Raw genomic sequence first — 26,103 nt, 5'->3', positions numbered from 1 at the left:
AAAAAGGAAGGGAAATCCGTCTTATTGATAAGCAAGAAGATTGTCGTGTCTATGAGGCAGGTCACAATCTAGTAAACGCTTCGAGCTATCTTCGCTTTAAATACGATACTTAGTGGTGCGTATCCGCCACGCTGGTTATTGAAAGTTTCCTCTGCCGCGACAAAATACTGACCACCTCTGAAAGTTTTGATATAACGAACCTGTTCATTCAAACACAATCCGACGTGCGTCGAAAACGGGGCCTTCGATACACGCGCGGTGATAGTCCCAGCTCGTGGACTCGCGTTCATCTCTCACACGCACAACGCAACTGTAGCATAGCCCCAGCCCGCACGCCATCGGCGTTTCCAGCGACAAGTAGCAGGGAATGTCCTGGCCAAGGCAGATCTCGGCTACCGCCTTCATCAGGGCCTCCGGACCACAGCAGTACACGGCCAACTCATCGCGTTTGAGCTTTCCAAGTTCTTCCAGCAAAAGCTCACTGGCAACCCCTTTTTTCCCGGTTGAACCGTCATCGCTGATCGTTTTCACTTCTATACCGACCTCTTCAAATCGCCAAAGGTCTTTCGGGAGTAACTCCGCCGTGCGCACCCCGAAAAGGAGTTGGGCGCGTGTAACCGGCGGCACCTGACGCGGCGGATAACCGTATCGCCTTTGACCCATTGCTTCCCGTCCGACCGCCATGAAAGGCGTGTAGCCGATGCCGCCTGCCACCATCACAAGAATTCGATAAGAAGGAGGCGGAAAACCGTTACCCAGCGGTCCCCATATTTCCAGATAGTCACCAACAGGCCACCGAGCCAGCAATTTAGTCATTTTTCCTATCGACGAATAGACAATTTCCAGTCCCGCTGGCTCTCCGTGCTCCGCATCGCTGAATATGTCGAATAACGCAAAGGCCCGTCCTAAAAGCGGGTCATAGTGATTCGGCAACCGCAGCATGACGAACTGCCCCGGCACGATCCCTCTGGCAATCGGCGGGCAAACCAGCCGTAACCTGAACAGGTCACGTCCAATTGACTCGTTTTCGATAATAGTTGCTTTTCCGAACCAAACTTCGCGATCCCCTGGTTCGGTCAAAAGTCGCCATTGATCGTGCATCTCAATAGACCGCCTATCAGCTTTTCCTGTGTCGCAAATTGTGTGACTGGAAACAGCCGCAAGTCGTAGCCCTTATCGCCGTTTATGTTCGTTTTTTGAAGCCCCGCCATTAAGCCTGGAAGCTAACCCCGCTGCCTTATACAGCGCCGCCACCTCCTCGGGGGTCAGGCGTCGGGCCTCACCAGGTTTCATCTTGCCCAATCGAATGGGTCCCACGGCGATTCTCTTGAGGCGGTACACCTTGTGGCCCACCCGCGCCATGATTCGCCGAATTTCTCGGTTCCGACCTTCATTGAGCACCATCTCCAGGATGGTACTTTTCTTATGCTTACGGCGGATTCGAATCTTGGCTACCCGGGCAATCCCTTCTGCCAGATGCACTCCCTTTTGGAGTTTAAGAAGCACCTCCCGTGTTGGCTCTCCCGCCACCTGTACCAGGTATGTTTTGGGCACACCGTAGCGTGGATGTGTCAGCCGCTCTGCCAGGGCCCCGTCATTGGTCGCCAGAATCAGGCCCTCGCTGTGAAGGTCCAGCCGCCCCACCGTAAACAAACGCCGTTCGCTCTCGGGGACGAGGTCAATCACACGTGTTCGCCCGGCCGGATCCCGATTCGTACAAACCACTCCATCCGGTTTGTAAACGGCATAATAGACCGGCGGCTCGAGCTTGATGGGAACTCCATCCACACAGATCTTCTGTCGGAATGGATCTGCCTTAAAGCCCAGTTCTGTAACGACCTTCTTATCCACCTCCACCCGGCCCATTTTGATTAGCTCTTCGCACTGCCGCCGGCTTCCAATCCCGGCCGCTGCCAAGATTTTCTGAAGTCGCTGAGGACCGGGTTGGATGACCGTTCCGCCGGGTTGTGCAGAGGAAGCACCCCGTGGCGCACTCTTCTTCCTTCGCGCTGCTGTCATAGTCGAATTCTTTCCACGTACCAAAGGGAAGTCGCCGTCATCACCGACGGTGTAACGTTCCTGGATCCAAAGCCCCCAAATGCCGCCATTTTGGGCCACAGCCAACTTTCAGTGTTTTGCCCCTTCTTCACCAGATGCTGGCAAATCGCCAGTAAGCCTCACAATGATTGGTAATGAAGTTTCGTGGATGGCGCTACCCACCGACGCGCTACTTTTTCAGTATAAGAGACGCCTGACAATTAGCCTATCCGGGCTGCTTTGACTTACCCCGCTCTGCCACGACATGCCGCGAGCACAATGAGTTGTAGCGGCAATTCATGAATCGCCCTGGCTGTTTAATCAGCAACGGAGCTGAGCAGTTGTAGCCCGGTCAGTGAAATGGATGCTCCAAACGCTGGAAGGTAACCCGACAATTGGCTTTCGCGGAGAATCCGGTTGGAGAGAAACGCTTGTCGTGCCAGGCGGATAAAAGTGGATTATCGAACGTCGGAAGGCGGACTGCGAAACCGATGAGCGGCTTATCAATGTCGTGTGTCCGATGCACACCGCCGCATAGTTGCCGGTTTCCTCAATCCGCCGGTTGCAGTTGCGGGCGATCTTTTCCAGGGCCTCCCGATCATAGGTCACGGGCGTCCCATCCCGCAGGCGTGTGCTGTGTTCGGCGAACACCACCACCCCCGGCTTGTTCACGTATTTGTCCGGGGGAAACAGGCTGTCGGCGGTTCGGTTTTTGGGTTTGTCAACGGCCACGCTCATGACGATAATATAAGGGGTCGGTTTTCCAAAATGCTGCCACTATCATCAGGCGGCACTCAACAAGTGCGGGAGGTTGGCGCCATGAGGCTCTCAGCTCTTCTCGACCCTCTCAAGCGGCTGGCACACCGTGTGTTCTTGGCCTACGCCCACTATCGCTGGCGACGCTGGCGCTGCCCCTGGAGGTTTTATGAGGGCCGATGGTACGTGGTGGTCCGAGATAGGGACATGCACAAGGAAAAGGTCAAGGTCATCACCTGGTGCTGCCCCGAAACAGGAGACATCGAGTCAATCTGTATTCCTGTTCCGGGCCATGATTATTCAGACTACGTGCCGTTTGAGGACCGAATGCCGGATTCTGTTTACTTTCCCCTTATGCTGGGAACTTCTCCCCCTCCCGATGAACCAGACGACGTTCCACCAAGAACCGACGTATGGTTTGCCTTTGAGTGCGAAAAATCCGAGGATTGATCCAATACAAGGCCAGCAACGTGGCGAATGCTTCCTGAGGGTTTCTTAGAATGGCCTCTTTCAGTTCCGGCTGATAAACGGAATGAACAATTTCCTCCTTTTCCGATTCCCATGCCGCTTGCCATTCGTCTGAGTTGCTGATCCTGTCGCCGGACGTGTCTCGATCCACGATGTGCGCCAGCTCGTGGGCGTAAAGATAATATTCATGGACTGACTTTGGGGGGCCATTCCATACGACAATAGCTAACCTTCTTCCGTCCTTCGTTGTAACCCATCGAACAAACCCTCCGAGGCTGGACCGCTGGACGTTTTTTCCAAACACGTTTTTCAGGTGTGTGTCCCACTGGGCTACCTCCTCCAGGTCACTGCACACGATCATCGTGGCATGGTGCTGGCGATTAAGGCCGACGAGGTGCGGGCGTTAGTGGGAGCTACCGCGCCGGGGCCGGATGATGAAGTACTCCAGCTGCCGGGGCAGGCAGGGAGCGAGGGGGACGCGCTCCCTTTTCAGTACGAACGCCACGATTTAATTAAATATGCTTTGCCCAAGGGATTGCCCGAAGATCCACAGGAAGGAACGCTGGCAACGATTGACGGGAAGACCTATGCCTATCTCCCCGATGCAGCGGGCCGGCATCAATGGCAACGGGTTGATCAGGGGGCGGTAGCCTCAGGGGGAAAGGGAGGAGGATCACCCGAATCAGCGCCCAAGCCCCCGGCAGAAAAGAGATCGGCGTCCAAGGTTTCATCCGTCGAATTTGTCACCGCTGAACCAAAAAAGTTTGTGGAAGCGAGGGATTCTCTTACTCCAGATATGCGAGCCTTCTTGTCGCCGTACACTGAGGAGCAAATCGAGGATAAAATTAAGCACGGGGCTAAGATCTTTTTAACTTCAGATGGGACCGCCGGATACATGCTGGTACCGATTCCCGGTACGCCCGGCGAATACGACCTGTGTAACGTATTTCGGACGCCGAAGGGCCCCAAGGGTGCGGGCCAAGCGGCGGTGATCCAGGCCATCAGCCAAGGGGCCACGACGCTGGATTGTATCGGCGAAGGTTTAGCAAGAATCTATCACAAGTACGGCTTTCGCGTCTACAAAGTCGTGCCCTGGGATGACCAGTACGCCCCCGAGGGTTGGGACTACGAAAAAAACGACCGTCCGCCAATTTATTTCATGCGGTATGTGGGAGACACCCGGGACCCCGAGGAGATTCGCCGTCGGGCGGAAAGTGGATACTATGGGGAGTTCGATGCTGAGCAATACCCAGAGGGTTACGAGGAGTCGTCGCCATGACAGAAGACCAGAACCGACGTCGTCCACGTAGCCTTACAGAAGCCATTGAGATGGCAAAGGCGATCGGATTCAAAAAAATTCCCACCAAACTTACGGAGCCCAAACCGCCCCCGGAGGATCTCCCGCCCGAGGAGTATAAGAAGGCCGAGGCGGAATACGAACAGAAAATGAAGCAATGGCTGACAGAGTCGATCTATGGGGCCAATTACAAGGACAATCCTCTTTATCAATGGCGTGAACCTTATTGGGACAATGAGTGGGAAGCGATTAAACACCTGATTCTGTAAGGCTTAGCGTTTCATTCTGTTCTCTTCGTGTTGCCCTCCACGAACGCCGCCTGTGCCCCCCGTGCACAGGCGGTTCTTTTTTGCGGTATAAAGCTGGCAATCCTTCCTTCCCTGGTGTCCCGGCAGCGCCATCGCGTTCCAGTCAGCACACCCCCTGATCGAGCTATTGACTCCGGTCTGCCTGTTTCTGGTATTAGTCGTGTAATCGCACAACTATAGGTGGAAAAGCATGGCGACCATTACTCTCGATAAACAACTGGATAGTGAACAATTCCTCCTCATCCCGCGGGTGCCAATCTTCCGGGAGCACTACCTGCGGTTGCCGGATGGGAGAACGCTTTATTTTGACCGCGTCAAACTGCAGCAGATTGCGGAGGTTCAACGTTCAACGGTTCAACGTTCAACGTTCAACGTGGGTATCAAGAATCTCCCTTGACAGATTTGCCATTCCTGGGCCAAACTACTGCATTCTGACACAGGTGGATACATGCTTTGCACATGGTAGGCTTGGATTGGGTGGAGCGATTTGGGTCTTCGGAGGAATACCATGGATGGCGGTCGATATACCAGTTCCCGGAGTGGCAATAAAACGGGCAGCTTGAAGTGGTCCACAGTATGCATCTTTGCGGCAGTTTTGGTGCTGGGTTGCCAGAAGCCGTCTCCTCAGCCGGATGGAGCGCAGTCCACCAGCCGCCCAGCTGCCCCATCGAGTTCTGACACGGAGAAAAAGCCCGCACCCGTGGGGCAAAACGATCTCAAATCGCAGACAGCAGACCCTGTTTCTGCGGTCAAAGTGTTTCTCGAAGCCGTCCGGACCGGCGACGATGAGAAAGTCATTCAGCTTTTCAGTGAACTGGCCAGAGAGCAGGCAGGGAAACTCAATCGGCAATTTGCACCTGTTGGGAGCGACACGGCGCGATATGAGGTCTTCAATGATGTGGAGTACTTGGCACCGGATGGCGCACGGGTAAAAAGCACCTGGACCGATTTGGATTCCCAGGGGAAACCGCGCACCGATGAGATCACTTGGATGCTTCGCAAGGAAGCCGACGGCTGGCGGATTGCGGGGATGGCGACCGTCATTTTTGAAGGCGAGCCGCCCCTCCTTTTGGACTTCGAGAATATGCCGGAAACGTTGAAAAAGATTGAATTACTTTCCCAGGAAATCGAACGTCGGGCCGCTCAGTCGCAGCAAGCCGCTTCCCAAGCGAATGCCAATCCGGTTGATCAAACCACACCGCCCAACGCTGCCGACTCCCAACCGCCAGCCGCGTTGCCAGCCGCACCTGTGGCTGATAACCCTGCTCAGACGGCTCAGGATCCACAACCGAATGTCCTACGCAAATAGCCAGCCGTTAACACATATGTCCCATTAGTGCTCGGAACGCTTGGGCTGGTGGGGATCTTGCCCTTGACTTTGTGCAATTATGAGCGGTGGTTGCCAGATTATCCTCGCAGCCTACTGGTTCTTTCCTGACGATTCCAGTGGGAAAGCCGTCTCCGAAGAGCGGACATTTCTTTAATTGTCTTCACTTATCGAGCTTTTGAGGTACGCGTCAAACCATTCAGCGATCCGATTAAGGGCGTTCTCCGGCACGGAGTGTCCCTCCCGGTGGTTCCACAACCCTAAAGCCGGTGGATCTCCGAAAAGCTCGTAGACCGGCCAGGCCGCTCGAAGGAACGGAACACTTTTGTTCCCATCTGCGGAGTCACCTCCGATCAGTAGGAAGGCCCTCGGTGCGATCAGCGCCACAAGTTCGTGATGATCGTGGACGAATTCCTTCTGACGAATTTCTTGGCCCAGGTACCATGGTGCCTCCCAGTTGGAGAAGCTCAATGCAATCCCGCCTTCGCTTGATACGCTTGCGCGAATTCGCTCGTCGAATGCCGCAAGATAGAGGACTTCCTTGCCACCCAGCGAGTGTCCCACCGCACCGAGGCGACCGGAATCCACGCCCGGGAAAGACACCAGAAGGTCCACAGCGGCCTGAGCGTCGAGAAGCATCTTGGCCATGCCTTTGGCACCGGGAAACTGGTTCCTGAATCGTTCCACTTGTTTGTAATAGTCGTAAGGTGGGCCGCCCGACCAGAGAAAGCATTCCGGACAGAGCGTTACATAGCCGCGACGAGCCAGCTCAAGTCCGAAAGCCTTGGTTTTCTCCGAAGTGAGACCGGCCGGCTGCCGAATCGTGTCGTTGGTTGTGGAATGAAAGACAACAATCCCCGGAAGCCGCTTGTTCCGCTGCGAAAAGATTTCGTATCCCTGCGGATAGAGCAAATAGGCTTTCGTTTTCCAGCCTTTCTGAGTTTCGTACTCAATCAAACATCGCGAGACGTCCTCCAGGTCTTCTCGGGAGAGTGTTCGAAGCGTGCGTGCCGGCAGGTCATGATCCCGTTGGGGCAAACCCAAAAAACTCAGCCACCATTGGCGGATCTCTTCTCTTCGTTGCTGCCATTGTGACAGGTCCCGAATGGGCGAGCCATCACCGGTTGTGAGCACGTGCGGACCAGTCTGTTCATCCGTGGACTGTACCAGGGACGCCTGAACTTCATCCAACCAGGGAACGCGAGGTGGCTCCCCCATACACACGCCACCCTGGATGAGCCAGCAGACGACGACCACAGCGGTCAAATCCGCAAGCCAACAATGTGGGCTGATCCGAGGACGACAAGCTACCATAGATTGATCTCCCTCTGCTGCCGTGCTGCCTTCTGGTCATTGGTCAAGTTGTGCCCACGCCTCTGAACAAGACAGCGACAGCCATCATTTTCCGGAGCTGACAACAGCGCGATTGGGATCCATTTTCCATCGACATATCGGCGAACAAAACTGGGGGCGAGGGCTGCGGGTGCAAACCCTTTATCTGTTTCCTGGCGAGAAGCACTGGTATCAGGCCTAAAGCTCGAGGCACGCGCCCGGTGACCGTCGAACCTGCGCCAGTTTTGACGACGGAATAAGGCTTGGCGTCTCGTCTTTATCGACAAATGTCAGGTTCGTCTCGGTCTTCGGCGACACTCCGCTCCGCAGCGGGGTAAAACCTGAGAAGATAACCCAGGAAAGATGGCTCCGTAACAATCCGGCCGAGAGAACCGAAACAACGTTCGCCTAGTGCTCCGTCACAGGAAAATTTTGGGATTGTCTTGGGTGGGTGGGATGGGATAGGATGGGTGGTCGTTTCCGTTCCCTTTTGCCAAGGAGGGTTGCCATGCGAAAGAAGTATATTGTCCGGCTGACCGAGGAAGAACGTCAGAAATGCCAGGAGGTCATTCGCAAGCTGAAGGGGACCAGCCAGAAGGTCCGTCGCGCTCAGATTCTGCTGAAGGCGGACGCGGACGGTCCGGCCTGGACGGACCAACAGATTGCCGAAGCGTTCGGGTGTCGGCGACAGACGGTGGAGAAGATTCGTCAGCGTTTTGTGGAACGGGGTTTTGAGGAGACGCTGGAAGGGAAGAGCCGGTCGGGGCACCAGCGAACAAGATTCTGGATGGGGAGGTGGAAGCGAAAATCATTGCCACCCGTTTGGGGCCGCCGCCTGCGGGTTACGGTCAGTGGACGCTTCGCCTCCTGGCCCGTCGGTTGGTGGAGCTGAAAGTGGTGGAATCGATCAGCCACGAGACAGTACGCCGGGCGCTAAAAAAAACGAGATCACGGCGCGGAAGATTCAGTACTGGGTGATACCGCCGGAGGCGGATGCGGAGTTTGTCGCTCAGATGGAAGAGGTGCTGGAGGTGTATTGTCGGCCATATGATCCGTTGCATCCGGTCGTTTGCATGGATGAGCAGCCGGTGCAGTTGGTGAAGGAAGTGCGGCGTCCGATTCCGGCGACGAGAGGGCATCCCCGGCGAGTGGATTACGAGTATGAACGAGCGGGGACGGCGGCGATCTTCCTGTTTTGCGAGCCCTTGGTCGGCTGGCGTCAGGCGACGGCGCGGGAACGTCGGACGAAGAGCGACTGGGCCACGGAGGTGGCGGCGCTTTTGGACGGGCGTTACGCGGACTGTGAGCGGATCACGCTGATCTGCGACAACCTGAACACGCACACGAAAGGGGCGTTTTACGAGGTGTTCCCAGCGGAGCGGGCTCGTCAGTACGTTCGTCGCATTGAGTTTGTTTACACGCCGAAACACGGCAGTTGGCTGAACGTGGCGGAGTGCGAGTTGAGCTGTTTGACCCGGCAGTGTCTAGCGGGGCGTCGTGTGGGAGAGTTACGTCTTCTTCAGGAGGAAATTGCGGCGTGGTCGGGAGACCTAAACGCTCGGCAGCGGGGTGTCGACTGGCAAATGACCGCGGAAGATGCCCGCTGCAAACTGAAGTCTGTTTATCCCAAAATTATCCTGTGACGGAGCACTAGTTCGTTTCCCGGGGTTGCGGTGGAATCGGGGGAAACACTACAGAGGCTCGATTTTCGAGCTGCGTTCGTCACTTTCTAATGTCAAATAGCGTTGGTGATCCCGGCAAGCCTGGCTTTTTGCCAAATTGTGGGGGAAGAACGTGCCCTTGCATCACCCAGAACCATTTGGGGAGAAGCACGCGGTCCGAACCGATTAATCAGGTGATTGTCGCGCAAGATCCGTTATCAAACATGGAACTTGCCCGGGGCATTTCACACCGTGCTCACACGAGTCATTACAAAGAGAGGCATTCCGCGCGGAAGTGTTGCTCACACTGCCCCTACCGGGCGACCAACTCCATCCAGGACCTCAAGAGATGCTCAGTTGTGAGATGGGCCAGACGGTTGAGACGAACCCGACCCGCGGTTAGCCATTCTGCGATGAGCCGCTCGAATTCCGCACGGCTTTCCGGCGTCCCGTGCTTTCCGAGATAGAAATTCTTTACCGTCGCTTCTGACGACTGCCCGGCAACTCGGTTTGTGGCCGCGATACACCGAAACACGGCCACGTTCCGCCATGCGTGCGTCCCTCAGCCCGCAAACAAGCAGCCTACCACTTTTTTGAGGACCAAACACGCACGGCCGACCGCCGGCCGGTATCCGTAACCCATGATTCAGCCAAAATTACATCCAGTGGACAGGGGCGGGATCGAACCGCCGACACCTGGATTTTCAGTCCAGTGCTCTACCAACTGAGCTACCTGTCCGTTTCACACGCGGTCAAACAGACACCTTTGACCGTGCCCAATATTTCTATCGGTTCTCGTTGGTTCTCGCTGCCAGCTATCAACCCGAGGCCAAAGGTATCACCCTGCCCAGCCAACGGCCACCACGCGCCCCGCTCCTCGTACTTAGACTTCATAAATATCCTAACGGCCCGGTTTGCTGCCTGTCAATGGGGAGCAGCACCCTGTATGCTCGGCAGCTCACAGCTCCGCCTTCGCGGCATCAGGGACCCGCAGACATGGTGGTTTGTTGTCTTGCCAGACGTGAAACGGCGAAGCCGGGGCATCCAACGACCGACAAACCAGTACGGTCATTCGTTGAAAGCTCTACTCCCTCCCGTCATCGACTCAGCCAGAGCCCAATACAACGGTCCGATGGGGCCTTGATCGCCGCCGAACTCGGTACGCGCTGTAGGGCTGATGAATGTCCACCGAATTCTGCCCAGCGGTTGACGCCCTGTCGAGACTGGATGATAATCCGCTGATAGCGCGACATGGTGCTTGCAATCTGGCAGGTTGCGGTGATCCGAGAAGTTTAGCCGGCGACTCAAGTGAAAGGAGATGGATTCTGACATGCCTCGTACAAAGGTGCTCATTCCGCGAAGTGCCCAGAAAGTTGAAGACACCTGGGACCTGTCAAGCCTTTTCCCCAACGATGCGAGTTGGGAGGCGGCTTTTGCGGAATGGGAAAAGCGCATTCAGGAATATGATCGCTTTCGGGGAAAACTTGCGGAAGGGCCGGAGGTCATTGCTCATTGTCTTCGCTTTGATCTGGACATGGATCGACAGGGAGAACGCCTGGGGACGTATGCGTTCCTGAAGACTGCAGAAGACCTGTCGAACTCTGAGTATCAGCGAATGCGCGGGCGATTTCTCAATGTGGCGAGCCGTGTTGCACAGGCGGCCAGTTTTATTCGGCCGGAGTTACTGGCCATCCCGCCCGAAAGGATGGAGCAATATCTTCAGCATGATGCGCTCCGGCCGTATGATGTTTACCTGCGACGCATCCTTCGGTGGCGTCCCCATATCCTGAGCCTCGCGGAGGAACGTTTGCTGGCAATGCAGACGGAGATGGCCGAAACGCCGTCGCATGTCTTTCATCAACTCAACAATGCTGATCTTCGCTTTGGTATATTGGAAAATGAAAAAGGCCAGAAAATTGAATTGACACATGCCACGTTTATTACGTTTCTCCAGTCGCCGAGCCGGAAAGTGCGGTCTCAGGCCTTCCAAATGTTTTATGAGAAGTATCTAGAGCACCAGAACACGCTCACGGCCACTCTGGCGGGATCCATGCAAAAGGATGTGTACTATGCCCGCGTGAGAAACTTTCCTTCCTCCCGTGAGGCAGCACTCTTCGCCGAGAATATTCCCGTAACAGTTTATGATCAATTGATTGCTACGGTCAGAAAATATCTACCTGTTCTCCATCGCTATTATGAATTAAGGAGAAAAAAACTGCGGTTAAAGCGGCTTAGTGTTTACGATACCTATGTTCCGCTTGTTAAAGACGTTAAAGTGAAAAGGTCATGGGACGAGGCAGTGTCAGTGATTCTAGAGGCCCTAAAGCCTTTGGGAACGGAATATGTGGAGGTTTTGCGGCGTGGGTTTGAAAGCCGCTGGTGCGACAAATACGAGAATCGCGGCAAACAGAGCGGCGCTTTCAGCGCGGGCACATACGATGGCAATCCGTATATTCTCATGAACTATCAGGATGATGTTTTCGACCATGTTTTCACACTTGCTCACGAGGCAGGGCATTCGATGCATAGTTACTATTCAGCCCATCATCAGCCCTACCATCTTTATCAGTACACAATCTTTGTGGCGGAAGTGGCAAGCACTTTCAATGAACAATTATTAGGCAGGTATTTACTGGGAAAAGCCAGAGATGCGCGAGAAAAGGCGAATATTATTAACCACGAGATTGACGAGATCCGCGGCACTATTTTTAGACAGACGATGTTTGCCGAATTTGAGAAGATCACGCATGAGACGCTGGAAAGGGGGGAGCCGCTGACCTTGGATGCGTTTCGAAAGATTTATCGACAATTGCTACAGGATTACTTTGGTGATGAAGTTGAGATACCGGAGTTGCTGGATTTGGAGTGTTTTCGAATTCCGCATTTTTATAATGCTTTCTACGTGTACAAGTATGCGACGGGGCTCTCCGCGGCGATCGCGCTGGCCGAGCGTGTCTTAAACGGGGGTGATCGCGAAGTGAAGGATTACCTGGGCTTTTTGGCGGGAGGTTGCTCGAAGGATCCGCTTGATCTGTTGAGAGATGCCGGAGTGGACATGGAGCGGCCAGAGCCAGTGGAGGCAGCCATGCAAAGGTTCGAATCACTTGTAGACCAACTTGAAGAACTTTTGTAGAATGATAGTCGGTTTCTTCAATGATGACTGTCCGAGTGAAATGAGTAACGCGTGCACGACCAATGTTTCTTGAGAAGCCGAACGATATTAGACCAGGTGAAGTGAATGCGGTCGAGTGGTGGCAGGATTTTCGAGGGCACATGCCCATTTGTCAGCGCTGGGCATACTTCGATCACGCGGCGGTGTCACCGTTGCCGGACGTGAGCCGGGATGCGATCATTCGCTGGGCCCGCGAAGCCGCAGAAATGGGCGACGTGGTATGGAAGCAATGGGCTGGAGTTCTGGAGCAGCTCCGGACAATCGCTGCACAGCTTCTAGGGGCTTCTCCACGAGAGATTGCTCTTGTGAGGAACACAAGTCATGGAGTCTCGATAGTGGCGGAGGGATTTCCCTGGCGTCCGGGCGATAACGTGGTGGTGCCAGCCGATGAGTTCCCGGCAAATCAGTACCCCTGGTTGGCGCTGTGTCAAAGAGGCGTGGAGGTGCGCCGTGTTCCGGCCCGAGAAGGACGCGTGCGGCTAGAAGATCTGGCAGCCGCGTGCGATAGCCGAACCCGTATTCTTTCCGTCAGTTGGGTGAGCTACCATTTGGGGTGGCGGCATAACCCTGGTGATTTGGCTGAGATTGCTCACCGGGTTGGGGCCTATTTTTTCTCGATGCAATTCAGGGCCTTGGGGTTTTCTCTTTGGATGTTCGCGAGGCCGGAATAGATTTTCTTGCGGCGGACGGCCACAAGTGGCTCGTGGGGCCCGAAGGGGCGGGCATCCTGTTCGTGCGGGAGCCCCTTTGGGAAGTTCTGCGGCCGACCAGCCTCGGCTGGAACAGTGTTGAACACGCATTTGATTTTGATCGAATAGAATTTTGTCTGAAACCGAGTGCCGCACGGTATGAAGGCGGCTCCGCCAACATGGTGGGCTTTATTGGCCTGTACTCTTCTCTTCGATTGCTCCACAACTACGGCACAGAGCGGTTGCAAAACCGAGTGCTGGATCTGACTGACTATTTGGTCGAGCGACTTACAAAATTGGGACTCACTGTCGTCAGTGATCGAAGCACGAGGGAACATTCGAGTGGCATTGTTGCCGTCGAATGGCCCAGTAAATCGCTCGGCAATGTGCAAGGGAAGTTGTTGGAACGGGGCATCGTTACCAGCGTCAGATCGGGACGTTTGCGGATGAGTCCCCATGCCTACAATGACTTTTCTGATGTGGATGCTCTCGTGGACGCACTTTCCGAGATTCTCCGCAGTCAGTAAAAGCGCATTTAATCACCGCCGGCTTAAGTAAACAGAGTAATTTGGCGTAAAAAACACAGTTTGGTTGTAAGCTTTTATCTGTGGCAGAGAAACATGAGTGATTTACAGAAAAACAACGAAATTACCACGAAAGTTGAACAGTTGGCCAAAGAACTCCAAGATGCTATTGAGCAAAAAGACGCCGACCTGGTTACCAGAATCTTGCAAAAGATTCCACCGGGTGAGCTTCCCCATGTGTTATGGCATTTAGGCCTGGAGGGTCAGACCCGGTTGATGGAATTGATCGATTCTGACGAGGCGGCCGAGATGCTCCTCGAACTCCCCGAGAGCCAGGCTGCGGCTGTGCTGGAAGGGATGGACAGTTTTCGGGCGGCCGCGATCCTGGACGAGATGCCGAGCAACGAACAGGCGGACTTGCTCGCGGCTGTCGCTCCTGAACGGTCGGAAGAATTTCTCAAACAAATGAGGCCGGCCGAGGCGGAGGACGCCCGCCGTCTGCTTCAATACCGTCCGGACACCGCCGGCGGTCTGATGATCACGGAATACCTGGCCTACAACGAATCTCTCACTGTCGACGACGTTATTCGCGATCTTCGACTGAATGCCGAAAAATACAAGAATTATGATGTTCTTTACATTTACACTATAAATGGCGACGGAGTATTAAAAGGGGTTTTAAGGGTACGTGATCTTCTGCTAAGTGTACCGGATCGGAGTCTCGCCGACCTAGAAATCTGTAATCCGATTTCTGTCCACGCCGAGACATCGCTGGATGACCTGGATCACCTCTTTAGGAAATACAGATTCTTCGGCCTTCCTGTGGTGGACTCAGCCGGCAGGTTAATTGGAATGGTGCGGCGGCAGGATGTAGAGGAAGCCATGGCCGAGCGGGCCAGCCGCAGTTTTCTGAAATTACTCGGCATTTCTGGTGGCGAAGAGATCCGCTCCATGGCTCTCAAAGAGCGCATCAAAGGACGAACGGTTTGGTTGTCCATCATTCTTTTCCTGGACCTGATCGCGGCCAGCGTGATCCCCTTTTTTGAAAGCACAATTGCGCAGGTGCTGGCGCTGGTGTTTTTCTTGCCGATCATCTCAGATATGGGGGGTAACACGGGGAGTCAGTCTCTGGGGGTTACGCTTCGAGAACTCGCTGCCGGTTTGATCACCCCGCGAGACGCGTGGCGGGTCGTTAAGGCCGAGCTTCCGCTTAGCCTTGTAAACGGCTTAGTCGTTGGATTTCTGTTGGCAGCGGTTGGCTGGATATGGCAAGGAAACGTTTGTTTGGGCGTGCTGGTGGGAAGTGCATTGGCACTCAATACAGTGGTGGGAGCTCTGTTGGGTGCGGCCATGCCGCTGGGACTTGCGCGAATTGGGATTGATCCCGCCCTGGCGTCCGGGCCAATCCTGACAACAATTACTGATCTAAGCGGTTTTCTGCTCATTTTAGGAGGTGCCCAACTCGTTCTTCCCTGGCTTGTGACGTGACTAAAAAAAAGACCGCCCTGAAGGAGCGGTCGCCATAATCCGCAATTCGTTGCCCACTTGCGATTCAACTCAGCATGGCGCGGCGCATTGCGGCACAAGCGCCAAGCCGGCTGATGGTAGATCACGCCTGATACAAGCACGGATTAACCGAGCCGCGATATCATTGGCCAGTTGCGTGTTCTCTTAAGAGTGATCACTCCCAAGTATTGCGTTGGTCATGGACCGATTGGGGTCGGATTGCGCTGCAGGAAATCTCTGGGACCACGAACCGTATAGTAGGGATACGTGATGGCAGCCGTTGGGGGACCTGGCTGAATATAAGCGCCGCTACCGTGACCGTGCCCACCCCAGCCCCAGCCGATTCGCGGATCGCGCGGCGCAACATGCCAGGGATGGCCGGCACACTGAGCACAGCCGCAAATCGGGCAACACACGTTGTCGCGACCGCAGGCCGGGTTTCCCAGCCCGGATAAGCCGGTTCCGCGCACGTATCTCAATCGTTCCCCGGCGAGACTCGCCACCGTCGCCGTGCACGCTACGAGCACGGCCATTACAGCTATCACTTTCCGCAACTTCATCATTCTCATCCTTTCTTGTCTCATCCATCGGGGAATAGGGCCTTCCCCAAAAGGTCCAGTGTTCCGCTGACGTCCGCAAACTCGCTTCGAATTATACAGATTATCGCAGCCTTGGCATACCAGCCTGACAGTCCGTCAAAAATATCATCGGAAGTGTTGCTAGCAAAATCAAAAGAATCATCGGTCGGCGAACGGGTGGCCGATGGCTGGGGGGCCTGTTGCCAGACCGAGCGACCGTGTTTACTCCCGATTTTGTGTGACGGGCAATAAACTCAAAGACAATTTGGGCAGTTTCTTGAAAGTTGCCCGGTGGTATTGTTTTCGGCTTATATTTGACAAGAGGAACCGCTCTCCCACCTTGATAACCCCACTTTTGATGGCGCAAGGGCAAGGCATCGCGCGAGTGGACAGGTAAGAAATGAAACTCCGCACGCCCAATGCAGGGTTCACGCTCGTCGAAGTGTTGGTGGCTGTAGCGCTTTTGGCGACAGTCACCGCTGCTGTTGCGCTCGCTTTAGGAGTAGTTATGCAAAATAGCGAGGAACTGGTCGTTCGTGAGGCTGCCGAAGGGTTGGCCCATGACCTCATGGACGAAATTCTCAACTGTCGTTATTGCGAGCCAGGGTTATCGCCGTATGCCGCGTTGGGGCCGAGTCCCTCGGAAAAGGCCACCGGCAATCGGTCGTTGTTTGACGACATTGACGACTACGCGGGTCTTGTCGACGAGCCACCTCACGATAAGTGGGGAAGGCTATTGGGCAAGGAAGGCGACAATGGTCAGCGACCATCCCCGGCGATGGCATCCAGTTTGGAAAACTTTCGGCGGGAAGTCAAGGTTCAATACGTCTCCAGCACAAATTTCGCTCAGCCGCTTTCTGGAAGTTCGGTGAGCGACTATCGGCGGATCGAAGTGACCGTGTACTGGAAAACTCGCTCGGGCCAGCTTCGCCCCATGGCCACCGTCGTTCGCGTCGTTGGTCACGCGCCGACCGAGACGTGGTGAACTAAGTTATTCTCGTATTTCACATCCTTTTGTATGTCCTTCCATGATTATGATTAAACGTTTGTTTTTCGTAATATGTTTCAAGAGTATTCTGACTGAACACCGCCGTAACGCCCTCACCCTGGTCGAAATGCTCCTCGCTATGGCGATCACCGGCGTACTCATTGCGGGGGTGGTAACGCTGGCCAAGGTGGCGGAGGACACATTTCAGACCGCAAACACAGCGATTGAGGACGTCCAGGTTTGGAAAACCGTTACGCGGAGGATCGATCGCGCGATTCGTCGTTGTTATGCAAATGAACAATTTCCTGGCGCGATTGTAGTTTCCCGCACTGCGGAGGGTTTTACCTTTCCAGAAACGCTCGTGGTTTGGACGCCAATTGACGGGAAGCCCATCGATCCGGTCGGCCGACCGCGACTGAAGGAGTTGGTATTCTTTATGCCAGCAGGGCAGGCTGCCAATGAATTGCGGGAATACACACTACCAGATTCCCAGGCAGTGGCGCCAGCCCTGGAAGACGTTACAGGATGGCGTTCCCTCGTGGCACAGATTCGCACCAATTCCGCGTTGCCGAGTATTCTTCTAACCAACAGGTTACGATACTTCAGCTTTGGATCTGAAAAATTGGGAGCTATTCGATTTTACCTAGAAATGGCTCCTTCTATGGAGGAGTGGAAAAGCAGCTCACTCAGTTGGAAAGGTCTTTCCTGGCCGCAGGGTCTATTTGCACCCGATAGAGGACAACGGAGGGTGAGGATCCGCGTGGAGATTCAACTCGCACCGTCGCCGAGTACTACTGAGTTTGAGGCACCATATTGTCGGACTTTTATAGGATCGCTTGCCTTCTACTACTCTCTGCGCAAAGACGCTAGAGTTATCCAGTGAGAAGTCGAAATGATGATGGTTAATCACTATTCGAACTGTGACCATTCACAAAGAGAAGGATTTATTCTTCTTGTTGTCCTGTTGACCGTTATCAGCGCTCTGGCCCTGGGATACAGTGCCCTTTGTGTGATGAGTATCCATTATCGAATTGTCCGCAACGGGCAGCTGAGGGAGAAGGCGGAAGCAGCGGCTGAGTCTGGACTATCAATCGCTTTCGCCAAGATGTTTTCCCCAGGTTGGCCCGGTGTGGGTACGGTGCTGGCAGGATCGTGTGCTCCGAACGAGGCCTTCGAGGTCGTGTATGTGGCCGGTGATGCGACTCTCGAAGCTGGAGATCCCGATTTCGATCGCTACCCGCTCCGGGTGACCCTCAAAGCCAAAGGCAGTGCCTGGCTTCCGGGGGAAAGTGAGTATCCATCTGTGTGCGAGAAGACGTGGATTGTCGAACTGGAGCCGCGGGCACTTTCTCCCGAGCCGTTGGATTGGGACACCATCCAGAAATATACGATTTATCAAACCGGCTCCGATACCAATCGATTTAACATACCTTGCCAGGTTGAAGGTCCGGTGCGTTTTCAGTCTGCAGTGCGCGTTGCGCCAGACTATCCGACCAGCAATCCCAGGTACCAGTACCTGTCAGATCTGTACGCAATGAAGCAGGCCGGCTATCCTGACTATCGGCCATTTACAGGAACAGTTCGCTGGCCAGCCTACTTGCAGACCTTGGACGATCTTAACGCTCTATTGTGGCTCAATGTGTCAGTGATCCCGGTTCTTCCCCAGTATCCCGCAGGAGACCTTCAATCTCCCACCACATTAAGTCAGTATCGTGTGTACCCTGGAGGGCCTCTCTACGCAGTACCTCAGTTACCGGCTACTCTGGCAGACGTAAGCATGGCTCCCGATCCAGTGACGAACCCGTGCGGTTTGTATTTCCGCTCGGGAAGTCTCACTATTCAGGACAATGTTCAATGGACTGGAAGCGTCATAGTAACCGGTGATGTCATCATATCGGGCAGTAATGTGTCGCTTCGGGCTGTCCAGATGCGATCTATTTCAGCCGACAAAAACGCAGTAGAGTTACCGGTCCTCGTGTGTAAAAACCTGCGAGTCGAACCAGGGACGGGACGGCAAATTGAGGGACTGGTCGGGGCGTTCGGCGAAATTCAGATCAAAAAAGCGCCCGATACAACGGATATTAAGTTTTCGGGAAAAGTATTTGCAACCAGATTTCGGATCGACCCGCGAACCCCCTGGGATACTGTGGACTGGGATAAAAAATTGTCCGATTTTCAAAAGCAAAAGCCATTTGCGACGGGCGATAACAAATATTTTCCTCTCTGGTTACGTCAATTTGGTTTAGATCCGGCACCAAAGGTGCGGTTTTCGGACCGAACGGTGGCAATCGCGTACCATTGGAAGGATGCCGCAAACACGGTCTATGCTCCAGCTCCCCAGGATTATACAGCGATTGAAAGCAGCCCAGGCTTGCGATGGAAAATCGTGCGCGTTTTGGAAAACTGACAGGAGAGCTTAGACAGGAGAGATTGGCCAGTATTGGACAGGAGGAAAAAAGCACATATGTCAACTTTAACAAAAATAGCGATGATCCTTCTGGTTAGCGCTGCAGTGGGTTTTATGCTAGGTTTTGTTCAGATCGCCTCAGTGGCGGATCCAGCACCCGCCCCGCCACCGTTTGCCAACAGTGTGGAACAACGAATGGAAATGATCGCCGAGTTGCGAAAAATCAGGGAGTTGCTGACGCGTCAAAATGAGTTGATCTCGCAACAAAATTCTTTGTTGAAGGAGCAGAACGATTTGTTGCGCAAGATGGCCGTTTTTCATAAAGTCCCGGGGGATGCCCAAAGCACGTCAACGCAGTCAACGCAGTAGTAAAGTAGACATGATAATCAGAAGCTAACTTAGTCATTGTGATGAATCGGCGGTATGGAGTAACACTTCTGGAACTCATGATCGTCATATTACTCATGGCGATCGTAGCGGGGCTCGTGCTACCAAGTTCGCAACCCACTGTGCACGAGCAGTTACGAGCTGCGGCGAATTTTGTAGCCAGTGAACTGGAATTAGCAAAGAGCTTGGCCGTTAGCTATAACAGCAACTATACTGTTACCGTTGATAAGTCTACAAATAGACTCGCCTTGCGACATACTGGCACAAACACAGTGCTTCATTCGCTTCCACAAGAGTTGATAACGCCTGAGTCACCAGATGCGACTGTACGGATCATCGATCTGACAAAATTTCGCGACACGCTGGGCGATGTTGAGATAGTCGCGGCAGCAGAACTTGGGACTGTTATGCGGGCAGAAAGCAAAATCGAGTTCGGTCCCGAGGGAATGCCGACAAGCGGCTTGGGATTCATTATTTGGCTAAAAACGGGGAAAGAGGCATCCACGCGGTATGTGACCGTTATCGTCGATGGTAAAACGGGAGAAGTGACGCGGGGGCCATCAGACGCCATTCCTCCCCCGAGCGGACTTATTTCAGGCAAGTAAGCGAAACGACTAGGCGTCATGAATATCGTTGTTGTTAACCGAGCGAAAGGATAACCTGCAATGTTTCACACATTGTGGGATCGCGCGAGTCCGATTGGCCTCGACATCGGCACTTATACAGTAAAAGCTGTGCAACTGAACAGCACACGTAGTGAGGTGCTGGAAGCTGCCGAAGTTGACGTTCCGCATTTGCCCAATGATCTTCAGGCAGCGGAAAGCATCCTGGCGCAGTGTATTCAGGATTTGCTTAAGCGCGGCCGTTTCCGGGGTCGGCAGGTCGTTATGGCACTGGGTTTCGACGAGATCACCGTTCAAAGCATTCGGGTATCGCCAGTGCCTGGCAAAAACATCGCCGATGTGGTCCTGGAGGAAGCCCGAAGTCGCGCCAATCAGGAACTTGATGACGTAGAAGTTCGCTTTCTCCCAGCGGGTATCGTTCAGCAGGGCGAGTTACAGCGGCAGGAGATGGTGCTGATCGTTGCCAAGCGCGGTGCCATCGACCGTAAACTGCGCATCGCAGAACAGGCAAAATTAGTGCCCGTGGCCATCGATGCGGAACCGTTGGCTCTGGCACGGGCAGCGGGGCGTCAGTACCGACGCCAAAGCGATCAAAGTCAGACAATGATGTTTGTTCACATCGGCAGTCGTGCGACCCTTGTGGTTACCGTGCGAAATGAACGCCTTCTCTTTGCCAAGTACTTCCCTCTGGGAGGGAGAGAGTTTGACCTCACGATCGCACGACAATTCCATATCCCGGAAGATTCGGCAAAAGCCCTTCGTCGCAGTTACGGCGACCGACGAGCAGGAAACCGCGATCCGGAAGTTGTGACCACTGTGCGCGACACTTTGCGGCCGGTGTGGAATCGCTGGCTGGACGAGCTATCGCGTTGCTTCCGCTACTGCAATGTGACGTTCCGCGGCGAACCCCCGGAGAGAATTGTGCTTTCGGGTGGGGAGGCGACTGCTGAACTGCAGGAACTGGTAAGCCGATTTTTCGAGATTCCGGTCGAAATTCTGGACTGCTTCCGTGCAATAAAGTGTGCCTCGCGAATTGCAGAGTCGGCCCTGTGGGACATCGCTTTAGGGCTCGCGCTTCATTCAGGAAGGCCACAACGCGAATCGCTGGACAAAGTGACCGTAGAGGAACCATCCCGTGTTTCCCATGAGGTCAGGTAGCCGCAATGTCCGTCGCCAGCAGGATTGAGCTCGATTTTCTTCCGGCAGCCTATCGGGCATTGCTGGAAAAACGCCGCCGGGTCCTGGTCAGCCTGTGCGGGATCGGAGTCATTCTGCTTGCAGGGACGATTGGTGTTGTTCGGCAGGCCTGGCAACTGGCCGAGTTGTTGAGGCTCCGGGAAACGCTCCGTGTCGGGTTACCCGTGTTGGAAAAGGCCTGTCAAGAGGAACAGGAAGTGAAGGACCGACTCGTCAAGGCCTTGGCAAAAGCCAACGACGTATCCGTGATAAGAGGTGCGGTGCCTGTCAGTTGGCTCATCTATCGTATATTCCGTGCCGTGCCCGCTGACGATCGACTGGAACGAATTCAGATCCAGCTCGAACAGCCTCAACAGAAAAGTCTGTTACTCAACGCCACGCCGGTCGAGGAAAATAATCAAACCCCTGAGCGGTTTGAGCGTCAACTTCGAGAATCGTTGGATAGACTCGAGAATGCTGTGTATCGCGTCACAATCACCGGTCAAACTGCTGTTGTTCAAAACGTGCAAAGATTCATGGAAAACCTGCGAGGTATCGGGATTTTTGAGGCAATAGATCTTCAGACCATTGATGAAGTAAATGGTCAAAGCAATAAACGAATAATACAGTTTAGTTGTGAATGCCGACTTCCCTATCCTGTATACCGTCTTTCTGATCGCCGGGAGATAAAAGAAATCCAAGCTCACAGGCCATAAAGGCTGACGGCACTCCCGACGCACATAGTGCTGGTGGTGAGTCGATGATGAAACTGGACCTGACCTCCCGAGAGTTAATACTCCCCGGGTCCGTCATCCTGCTGGGTGTCGGATTGATGCTCTCTTTGTTTTTTTTAGGTAGAACCACACAAAATGTCAGGACGGAGATACAGAGACTGCAGCTTCGAGCGCAGGAGTTGTCCGTTGTTCAATCGCCGGGAAACGTGAGTGAACGATCGCTAGCGGAGGTGGAAAGTTTTCTGAAAGAATGGGACTCAGGCCAGGTCCGGCCGGCGGATGTTCCCGAACTGGTGTCTTTTTTGGGAGAATCTCTGCAGCGTCACCACCTTAGGTTGGTGAAGTACTCTCCGAAAGAATGGAAATCCCTCGGGTGGCTCCAGTGGTGTGACATGCGATTCGAGGTGGTTGGCCGCTCGACTGGCATTCTGGCCTGGCTGGGTGAGTTTTCCCAGAAGGGTTATCCGATCGTTGTGCACCACTGTGAGCTGGCAAAATTAGGTGAAGAAGGTGACGAGGTCCGCTGCGTTTTAGAGTTTAGCGTGTATTCCGAAAAATCCGGTTAAATGTTTTAGGGAAAATGGGTCATGTGTCCGATATGAATGACCGGCAGCCGAGCGCGCTCCGGGTAAGTTAGAGGATGCAAATAATGGGAGGTTGGGTAAAACGGATAAAAAAGGAGATCAAAAAGCATCCCGCTAAGGCGGTGCTGCTTGGCGTCTTATGCCTGGTGGCGCTCATTCTGTGGGGCCCTAAAATGGCCCGTCGTCAGTCCCCCAGGGAGGACGGCAAGACCTTAGCGGCTTCCGCCACAATGGTGCTGCTCCCAGCCTCGATCGCAAGTGAAATGGGCCAATCTGGAAAAAATGGCGAGTCTGATTCTTCGCTGGGCGTTAAAGAAAAATGGAAGGAAATCGCACGATGGCATGATGCACATCGGGGGGAACTTGCGATTGCTGACGACTTTCGGGACCCTCTCGCTGCCGTCGCAACGGGAGATGGCGGCGCACAGAACAGCGCTAGGGAGGCTGCACAGGACATGGGCGCGGTGGCCCGGTCGATGATTCGCTGCACAGGGGTCATCATCACTCCAAGACGCCGGTGGGTAGTTCTCGATGGGAAATGTTTGGAGGAAGGCAGCGAATTGGCGCTTCGTCAGGGAAGCGTCGAATGCCGTCTGCAGGTTGTGCGTGTCCATGAGAATAAAGTTGTATTCAAAGTCAATGATACAATCTTCGAATATAACATCAGGGATTTGGGAATAACGACGAATCGTTGAAAGTCGTAAGACACGGCGAATTAACCGGGGAATACGATCACAGTACATGCAGCAGGGGAGCGAAAGCAGGGAGGAGAAACTTCTTCTGCAGTTCTTAGGATCATGGATGATTCATGAAAATCGTTCGCCGCATTCTGGAAGTATTAACTGTCTGCGCGCTTGCTGTATGGTTAGCGGCCTTGTTGGTCTCGCATGTAAGGTCCAGCCACTCGGCATTTCGCTCGCCAGTTAACCTCAAGAGCCCCGCTGGCCCACTAGCTCAAAATTCAAACGAAGAGAAGTCACGGCCATTTCATGAGGGAAACACGCTAAGCGCGGTCGACCATAGCGTCGGTTCCACCAAACCGTCGTTCGATAGATCAAACTTGCCGAGACGGATCGCTAACAGCGATTCTTCAGAATCGCCCACGGCTACTGAGCGAAATGGACTACCTCTGTCTTCCGAGAATTCGAATGCCGAGGTTCCGAGAAATAACACGGCGTCGGTGAAAGAAGAAACACCAAACGACGCCTCGGCAACCCCAGCCTCACAGGAGAACGTAGTTCTCGTTTCATGGTCGGCACCCGAAATCGAAAATCAACCAGATCGGGTTAATGCAGCAGTACGTCAGGTTGTGTTTGAACCGAAGGATTACCCTGAGTCGCAATTGGTGGCCCCGCCGGAAATCAGGAAAGTAAATGAGGATAGCCAGAGTTCGCTGCGTTCCCCCGATGTTATTGTCACGGATCAAGGGCGTACGCCGCATCCGGGGGCACCAGGCAATCTGGAGGTAATTGCCCCGCCTCCGCCGATTCTTGAGGCTTCGCCGGCCGGGAACGGCGAAAACCATTTTGACAGTAGCGATAAAACACAGATCGAGCTACGCGATGCGGATATTCGTGATGCGATTCACACTCTGGCTAAAGAAGCTGGGATAAACGTCCTCCTTTCCAACAGTGTCCAGGGAAAACTCAGTCTTTCTTTGAATGACCTAACGCCCCGTGAGGCGCTTTTGGCGGTACTCAAAGCGGCAGGATATGTGTGGTACGAGGATAACAAAGTCATTTACGTGGGAACGTCGCAAGAAATAAAACTCCTTGAACAATTAAATGACCAAATCTCAACGCGGATTTACAGACCGAACTACGTTTCAGCCAAGGAGCTGGAGTCGCTGATTAAACCCTTGGTCACTGCAGATGTCGGTCTTGTCACGGTGTCCAGTGCTGCGGAGAAGGGCATTGCGCCTAATCCGGCGGATGCCGGTGGAGATGGTTACGCGGGGTCAGACGTTGTGATTGTGCGCGATTATGAAAAAGTTCTTCAAGAGATCGACCGAATTGTAGCCGAGGTGGACGTTCGCCCGAGACAGGTGGCCATTGAGGCGATGATTCTGAGTGTAAATCTTGATGACAAGGAACAGTTCGGAATCAGCTTCGAACTTCTCCGAAACAAAGGATACATCAAATTTGGATGGGGATTTCTGCCGGAAAACCTGTCGGACGTTAAATTCGACAATAGTGGTCTGAAGTTCGCCTATTTGGACGCGAGCCTTGGAGCGTTTATTAATGCATTGGAATCGCTTGGCGACACGAACGTTATTGCCACACCGCGTCTCCTCGTTCTCAACAAACATAGAGCAGAAATACTCATTGGTAAAGAGCTCGGGTATGTGAGTACAACGATTACAGAGACGTCGGCCTCCCAGACAGTAGACTTTCTAAAAGTGGGGGCGCAACTTGTCATTAGGCCGTTTATCTCCAACGACGGACTGATACGGATGGAGGTCCACCCGGAGGTATCCACTGGGGCAGTTCAGATTACCAATAACTTCACGGTACCCAACAAGGATACCACACAGGTGACCACGAATATTCTCGTTCCCGACGGAGCAACAGTAATCATCGGGGGACTTATGAGGGAAGACCTCCAGACCACGTCTTCTCAGATTCCTTTTTTGGGTAATCTTCCTTTAATTGGGGCGGCATTTCGAAACAGGGTAGAAACGACCACCAAGCAGGAAATCATTGTACTTATAACTCCTCATATCGTCGGTGACTATGAGGTCAACTCGGAAGGACAAAGTGCGAGTGATCTATGGCGACGGCGGCAACGCGTGGTAGGAGACAACATGAATCCTTTCGGAAATCACGCCGCCTCGCGGAGATGGGTTGAACAGGCCCGGGTCGCCTGTGCTCAAGGGGACTATGTCAGGGCTCGCAAGCTGGCGGAACTGGCAGTGCGGTTCGACCCCAATAATGTCGAGGCGATAGCCCTGCGAGATCAGCTCACGACGGGAAATAGTGGGACGCGCTCGCCGGCGGTAGACTCTCGCGCAAGATGAATGAACTGGGACACCGCGCTTGGGTAACCGGGATAATGAATCGACTTCAGTCCACAATGGCTTCAGGGTGCCGACACTGTACGAGGGTAAACTTTGCCCTTTTGCTAGTGTTTGTGCTGACTGTGCTCGGATGTCAAACCGGATTTCGGGCTAGCCCCGAGGGTATGGCGTTGAATGAAGCCCCTCACACAGCAGTGCCGAGGACGCTGACGGAGCAGCGCATGAATCGTCGGGAGACGATCGCACAGGACATTGAGGCCAAGACGAGGTGGGCGCGAGCTCTTTATTATAATTCTCCTGGCGATCGACTAACGAAGGAAACGGCTGTGGAGACGACGGCGTCCGAATGAAGGCGTTTTTATGATTAGCAATTTAACACCTAAAGTATGTTGGCTTCGGCCCGTCATATGAGATAGCCCGATTATATCGACTTTTCCGAGCGTATTTAAAATACATTTTCTCCTCCATTTTCCGGGAACGGCGAAGGTTGCGTCGATGGCTACTTCGCTGCCAATGTGATTGGACATCTCGCG

General features: G+C 53.9%; 27 protein-coding genes, 1 tRNA gene and 1 pseudogene. 21 read left to right on the top strand and 8 right to left on the bottom strand.

All coding sequences use genetic code 11. The features are described from left to right. Positions 1-204 precede the first annotated feature (204 nt). From THTE_RS10430 to THTE_RS10420, 3 genes are all read right to left on the bottom strand, one after another. Positions 205-1,101 (bottom strand): dihydroorotate dehydrogenase electron transfer subunit, encoded by an 897-nt coding sequence (locus tag THTE_RS10430; RefSeq protein ID WP_095415385.1) that lies wholly within the window; start codon positions 1,099-1,101, stop codon positions 205-207. 72 nt (positions 1,102-1,173) lie between these two features. After that, positions 1,174-2,019, bottom strand: a complete 846-nt coding sequence (locus THTE_RS10425) for a pseudouridine synthase (protein WP_095416852.1) — start codon at positions 2,017-2,019, stop codon at positions 1,174-1,176. Between the two features lie 339 nt (positions 2,020-2,358). After that, positions 2,359-2,775 carry a hypothetical protein gene (locus THTE_RS10420; RefSeq protein ID WP_095415384.1) on the bottom strand — a complete coding sequence of 139 codons (417 nt, stop codon included), beginning with the start codon at positions 2,773-2,775 and terminating at the stop codon, positions 2,359-2,361. Positions 2,776-2,856: 81 nt separating this feature from the next. Between THTE_RS10420 and THTE_RS17985 the strand changes: the two genes are divergently transcribed. Next, positions 2,857-3,243, top strand: a complete 387-nt coding sequence (locus THTE_RS17985; protein ID WP_157732020.1) for a hypothetical protein — start codon at positions 2,857-2,859, stop codon at positions 3,241-3,243. On the opposite strand, the gene THTE_RS18690 is transcribed toward THTE_RS17985, so the two are convergent. After that, on the bottom strand, positions 3,146-3,622 hold the full coding sequence (locus THTE_RS18690; protein ID WP_095415383.1) for an anthrax toxin lethal factor-related metalloendopeptidase: 477 nt from the start codon (positions 3,620-3,622) through the stop codon (positions 3,146-3,148). The two genes, THTE_RS17985 and THTE_RS18690, sit on opposite strands and share 98 nt — an antisense overlap. A gap of 6 nt (positions 3,623-3,628) precedes the next feature. Here THTE_RS18690 and THTE_RS10410 point away from each other — a divergent pair, with 6 nt between their 5' ends. From THTE_RS10410 to THTE_RS10395, 4 genes are all read left to right on the top strand, one after another. Next, positions 3,629-4,540, top strand: coding sequence for a hypothetical protein (locus THTE_RS10410; RefSeq protein ID WP_095415382.1), 912 nt, complete (start codon positions 3,629-3,631; stop codon positions 4,538-4,540). Further along, on the top strand, positions 4,537-4,827 hold the full coding sequence (locus THTE_RS10405) for a hypothetical protein (protein WP_095415381.1): 291 nt from the start codon (positions 4,537-4,539) through the stop codon (positions 4,825-4,827). Before THTE_RS10410 ends, THTE_RS10405 begins: the two co-directional genes overlap by 4 nt. Positions 4,828-5,056: 229 nt before the next feature. Then, complete coding sequence (locus THTE_RS10400) at positions 5,057-5,263, top strand: hypothetical protein (protein WP_095415380.1); 207 nt, start codon at positions 5,057-5,059, stop codon at positions 5,261-5,263. A gap of 111 nt (positions 5,264-5,374) precedes the next feature. Beyond that, a complete protein-coding gene (locus tag THTE_RS10395) occupies positions 5,375-6,175 on the top strand; it encodes a hypothetical protein (protein WP_095415379.1) in 801 nt (266 codons plus the stop codon). A 171-nt stretch (positions 6,176-6,346) separates the two neighbouring features. Here THTE_RS10395 and THTE_RS10390 read toward each other — a convergent pair whose 3' ends face one another. Continuing rightward, entirely contained in the window at positions 6,347-7,507 is a 1,161-nt protein-coding gene (locus THTE_RS10390; protein WP_095415378.1) for a dienelactone hydrolase family protein, read from the bottom strand. Between the two features lie 526 nt (positions 7,508-8,033). Here THTE_RS10390 and THTE_RS10385 point away from each other — a divergent pair. From THTE_RS10385 to THTE_RS10380, 3 genes are read left to right on the top strand one after another with little or no spacing between them, the layout of a single operon-like run. Beyond that, the gene (locus THTE_RS10385) at positions 8,034-8,417 is read left to right on the top strand and encodes a helix-turn-helix domain-containing protein (RefSeq protein WP_095415377.1); all 384 of its coding nucleotides are present in this window, start codon (positions 8,034-8,036) and stop codon (positions 8,415-8,417) included. After that, entirely contained in the window at positions 8,348-8,503 is a 156-nt protein-coding gene (locus THTE_RS18685; protein WP_420823851.1) for a hypothetical protein, read from the top strand. The genes THTE_RS10385 and THTE_RS18685 overlap by 70 nt, the downstream gene beginning before the upstream one ends. Continuing rightward, positions 8,473-9,168: an IS630 family transposase gene (locus tag THTE_RS10380; RefSeq protein ID WP_420823860.1), complete on the top strand. Its 696-nt coding sequence runs from the start codon at positions 8,473-8,475 to the stop codon at positions 9,166-9,168. Before THTE_RS18685 ends, THTE_RS10380 begins: the two co-directional genes overlap by 31 nt. A gap of 331 nt (positions 9,169-9,499) precedes the next feature. On the opposite strand, the gene THTE_RS18205 is transcribed toward THTE_RS10380, so the two are convergent. After that, positions 9,500-9,721: a hypothetical protein gene (locus THTE_RS18205; RefSeq protein WP_095415376.1), complete on the bottom strand. Its 222-nt coding sequence runs from the start codon at positions 9,719-9,721 to the stop codon at positions 9,500-9,502. A 131-nt stretch (positions 9,722-9,852) separates the two neighbouring features. Further along, positions 9,853-9,925: transfer RNA gene (locus THTE_RS10370), tRNA-Phe, on the bottom strand. A 591-nt stretch (positions 9,926-10,516) separates the two neighbouring features. Here THTE_RS10370 and pepF point away from each other — a divergent pair. The 3 genes and pseudogenes from pepF to mgtE all read left to right on the top strand — a co-directional run bounded on the left by pepF (position 10,517) and on the right by mgtE (position 15,059). Further along, positions 10,517-12,319, top strand: coding sequence for an oligoendopeptidase F (gene pepF, locus THTE_RS10365; protein ID WP_095415375.1), 1,803 nt, complete (start codon positions 10,517-10,519; stop codon positions 12,317-12,319). A 62-nt stretch (positions 12,320-12,381) separates the two neighbouring features. After that, positions 12,382-13,574: pseudogene (locus tag THTE_RS18680) on the top strand (aminotransferase class V-fold PLP-dependent enzyme). Between the two features lie 93 nt (positions 13,575-13,667). Further along, complete coding sequence (gene mgtE, locus THTE_RS10350; protein ID WP_095415372.1) at positions 13,668-15,059, top strand: magnesium transporter; 1,392 nt, start codon at positions 13,668-13,670, stop codon at positions 15,057-15,059. A gap of 215 nt (positions 15,060-15,274) precedes the next feature. Here mgtE and THTE_RS10345 read toward each other — a convergent pair whose 3' ends face one another. After that, positions 15,275-15,640: a hypothetical protein gene (locus THTE_RS10345; RefSeq protein ID WP_157732018.1), complete on the bottom strand. Its 366-nt coding sequence runs from the start codon at positions 15,638-15,640 to the stop codon at positions 15,275-15,277. 415 nt (positions 15,641-16,055) lie between these two features. Here THTE_RS10345 and THTE_RS10340 point away from each other — a divergent pair, with 415 nt between their 5' ends. From THTE_RS10340 to THTE_RS10295, 10 genes are all read left to right on the top strand, one after another. Further along, positions 16,056-16,640: a prepilin-type N-terminal cleavage/methylation domain-containing protein gene (locus THTE_RS10340; protein WP_095415370.1), complete on the top strand. Its 585-nt coding sequence runs from the start codon at positions 16,056-16,058 to the stop codon at positions 16,638-16,640. A gap of 43 nt (positions 16,641-16,683) precedes the next feature. Then, complete coding sequence (locus THTE_RS10335; RefSeq protein ID WP_095415369.1) at positions 16,684-17,526, top strand: PilW family protein; 843 nt, start codon at positions 16,684-16,686, stop codon at positions 17,524-17,526. A 9-nt stretch (positions 17,527-17,535) separates the two neighbouring features. After that, complete coding sequence (locus THTE_RS10330; protein WP_095415368.1) at positions 17,536-19,050, top strand: hypothetical protein; 1,515 nt, start codon at positions 17,536-17,538, stop codon at positions 19,048-19,050. Between the two features lie 33 nt (positions 19,051-19,083). After that, positions 19,084-19,419 carry a hypothetical protein gene (locus THTE_RS10325; RefSeq protein ID WP_157732017.1) on the top strand — a complete coding sequence of 112 codons (336 nt, stop codon included), beginning with the start codon at positions 19,084-19,086 and terminating at the stop codon, positions 19,417-19,419. A gap of 41 nt (positions 19,420-19,460) precedes the next feature. Beyond that, the gene (locus THTE_RS10320) at positions 19,461-20,042 is read left to right on the top strand and encodes a pilus assembly FimT family protein (protein WP_095415366.1); all 582 of its coding nucleotides are present in this window, start codon (positions 19,461-19,463) and stop codon (positions 20,040-20,042) included. A gap of 60 nt (positions 20,043-20,102) precedes the next feature. Beyond that, positions 20,103-21,218: a pilus assembly protein PilM gene (gene pilM, locus THTE_RS10315; protein ID WP_095415365.1), complete on the top strand. Its 1,116-nt coding sequence runs from the start codon at positions 20,103-20,105 to the stop codon at positions 21,216-21,218. A gap of 5 nt (positions 21,219-21,223) precedes the next feature. Continuing rightward, positions 21,224-21,952 carry a PilN domain-containing protein gene (locus tag THTE_RS10310; RefSeq protein ID WP_095415364.1) on the top strand — a complete coding sequence of 243 codons (729 nt, stop codon included), beginning with the start codon at positions 21,224-21,226 and terminating at the stop codon, positions 21,950-21,952. Between the two features lie 44 nt (positions 21,953-21,996). Next, positions 21,997-22,536 carry a hypothetical protein gene (locus THTE_RS10305; RefSeq protein WP_157732016.1) on the top strand — a complete coding sequence of 180 codons (540 nt, stop codon included), beginning with the start codon at positions 21,997-21,999 and terminating at the stop codon, positions 22,534-22,536. An 83-nt stretch (positions 22,537-22,619) separates the two neighbouring features. Further along, a complete protein-coding gene (locus tag THTE_RS10300) occupies positions 22,620-23,249 on the top strand; it encodes a hypothetical protein (protein ID WP_095415362.1) in 630 nt (209 codons plus the stop codon). Positions 23,250-23,863: 614 nt separating this feature from the next. Continuing rightward, positions 23,864-25,570: a secretin N-terminal domain-containing protein gene (locus THTE_RS10295; protein ID WP_168175836.1), complete on the top strand. Its 1,707-nt coding sequence runs from the start codon at positions 23,864-23,866 to the stop codon at positions 25,568-25,570. The last annotated feature ends 533 nt before the right edge of the window (positions 25,571-26,103 follow it).

The sequence above is a fragment of the Thermogutta terrifontis genome (assembly GCF_002277955.1).
Taxonomy (GTDB): domain Bacteria; phylum Planctomycetota; class Planctomycetia; order Pirellulales; family Thermoguttaceae; genus Thermogutta; species Thermogutta terrifontis.
Note: the sequence above shows the minus strand (reverse complement) of the source record. Positions and strands in the feature narration are given on the sequence as shown.

Excerpts from the sequence above, each read along its gene's own strand:
- THTE_RS10320 (WP_095415366.1), top strand. The coding sequence starts at position 19,461 with ATGAATCGGCGGTATGGAGTAACACTTCTGGAACTCATGATCGTCATA.
- THTE_RS10410 (WP_095415382.1), top strand. The coding sequence starts at position 3,629 with ATGGTGCTGGCGATTAAGGCCGACGAGGTGCGGGCGTTAGTGGGAGCT.
- THTE_RS10425 (WP_095416852.1), bottom strand. The coding sequence starts at position 2,019 with ATGACAGCAGCGCGAAGGAAGAAGAGTGCGCCACGGGGTGCTTCCTCT.
- THTE_RS10390 (WP_095415378.1), bottom strand. The coding sequence starts at position 7,507 with ATGGTAGCTTGTCGTCCTCGGATCAGCCCACATTGTTGGCTTGCGGAT.
- mgtE (WP_095415372.1), top strand. The coding sequence starts at position 13,668 with ATGAGTGATTTACAGAAAAACAACGAAATTACCACGAAAGTTGAACAG.
- THTE_RS10385 (WP_095415377.1), top strand. The coding sequence starts at position 8,034 with ATGCGAAAGAAGTATATTGTCCGGCTGACCGAGGAAGAACGTCAGAAA.
- THTE_RS10405 (WP_095415381.1), top strand. The coding sequence starts at position 4,537 with ATGACAGAAGACCAGAACCGACGTCGTCCACGTAGCCTTACAGAAGCC.
- pilM (WP_095415365.1), top strand. The coding sequence starts at position 20,103 with ATGTTTCACACATTGTGGGATCGCGCGAGTCCGATTGGCCTCGACATC.
- THTE_RS10330 (WP_095415368.1), top strand. The coding sequence starts at position 17,536 with ATGATGATGGTTAATCACTATTCGAACTGTGACCATTCACAAAGAGAA.
- THTE_RS10300 (WP_095415362.1), top strand. The coding sequence starts at position 22,620 with ATGGGAGGTTGGGTAAAACGGATAAAAAAGGAGATCAAAAAGCATCCC.
- THTE_RS10420 (WP_095415384.1), bottom strand. The coding sequence starts at position 2,775 with ATGAGCGTGGCCGTTGACAAACCCAAAAACCGAACCGCCGACAGCCTG.
- THTE_RS10430 (WP_095415385.1), bottom strand. The coding sequence starts at position 1,101 with ATGCACGATCAATGGCGACTTTTGACCGAACCAGGGGATCGCGAAGTT.
- THTE_RS18690 (WP_095415383.1), bottom strand. The coding sequence starts at position 3,622 with ATGATCGTGTGCAGTGACCTGGAGGAGGTAGCCCAGTGGGACACACAC.
- pepF (WP_095415375.1), top strand. The coding sequence starts at position 10,517 with ATGCCTCGTACAAAGGTGCTCATTCCGCGAAGTGCCCAGAAAGTTGAA.
- THTE_RS17985 (WP_157732020.1), top strand. The coding sequence starts at position 2,857 with ATGAGGCTCTCAGCTCTTCTCGACCCTCTCAAGCGGCTGGCACACCGT.
- THTE_RS10400 (WP_095415380.1), top strand. The coding sequence starts at position 5,057 with ATGGCGACCATTACTCTCGATAAACAACTGGATAGTGAACAATTCCTC.
- THTE_RS10305 (WP_157732016.1), top strand. The coding sequence starts at position 21,997 with ATGATGAAACTGGACCTGACCTCCCGAGAGTTAATACTCCCCGGGTCC.
- THTE_RS10310 (WP_095415364.1), top strand. The coding sequence starts at position 21,224 with ATGTCCGTCGCCAGCAGGATTGAGCTCGATTTTCTTCCGGCAGCCTAT.
- THTE_RS10395 (WP_095415379.1), top strand. The coding sequence starts at position 5,375 with ATGGATGGCGGTCGATATACCAGTTCCCGGAGTGGCAATAAAACGGGC.
- THTE_RS10335 (WP_095415369.1), top strand. The coding sequence starts at position 16,684 with ATGATTATGATTAAACGTTTGTTTTTCGTAATATGTTTCAAGAGTATT.
- THTE_RS10345 (WP_157732018.1), bottom strand. The coding sequence starts at position 15,640 with ATGATGAAGTTGCGGAAAGTGATAGCTGTAATGGCCGTGCTCGTAGCG.
- THTE_RS10340 (WP_095415370.1), top strand. The coding sequence starts at position 16,056 with ATGAAACTCCGCACGCCCAATGCAGGGTTCACGCTCGTCGAAGTGTTG.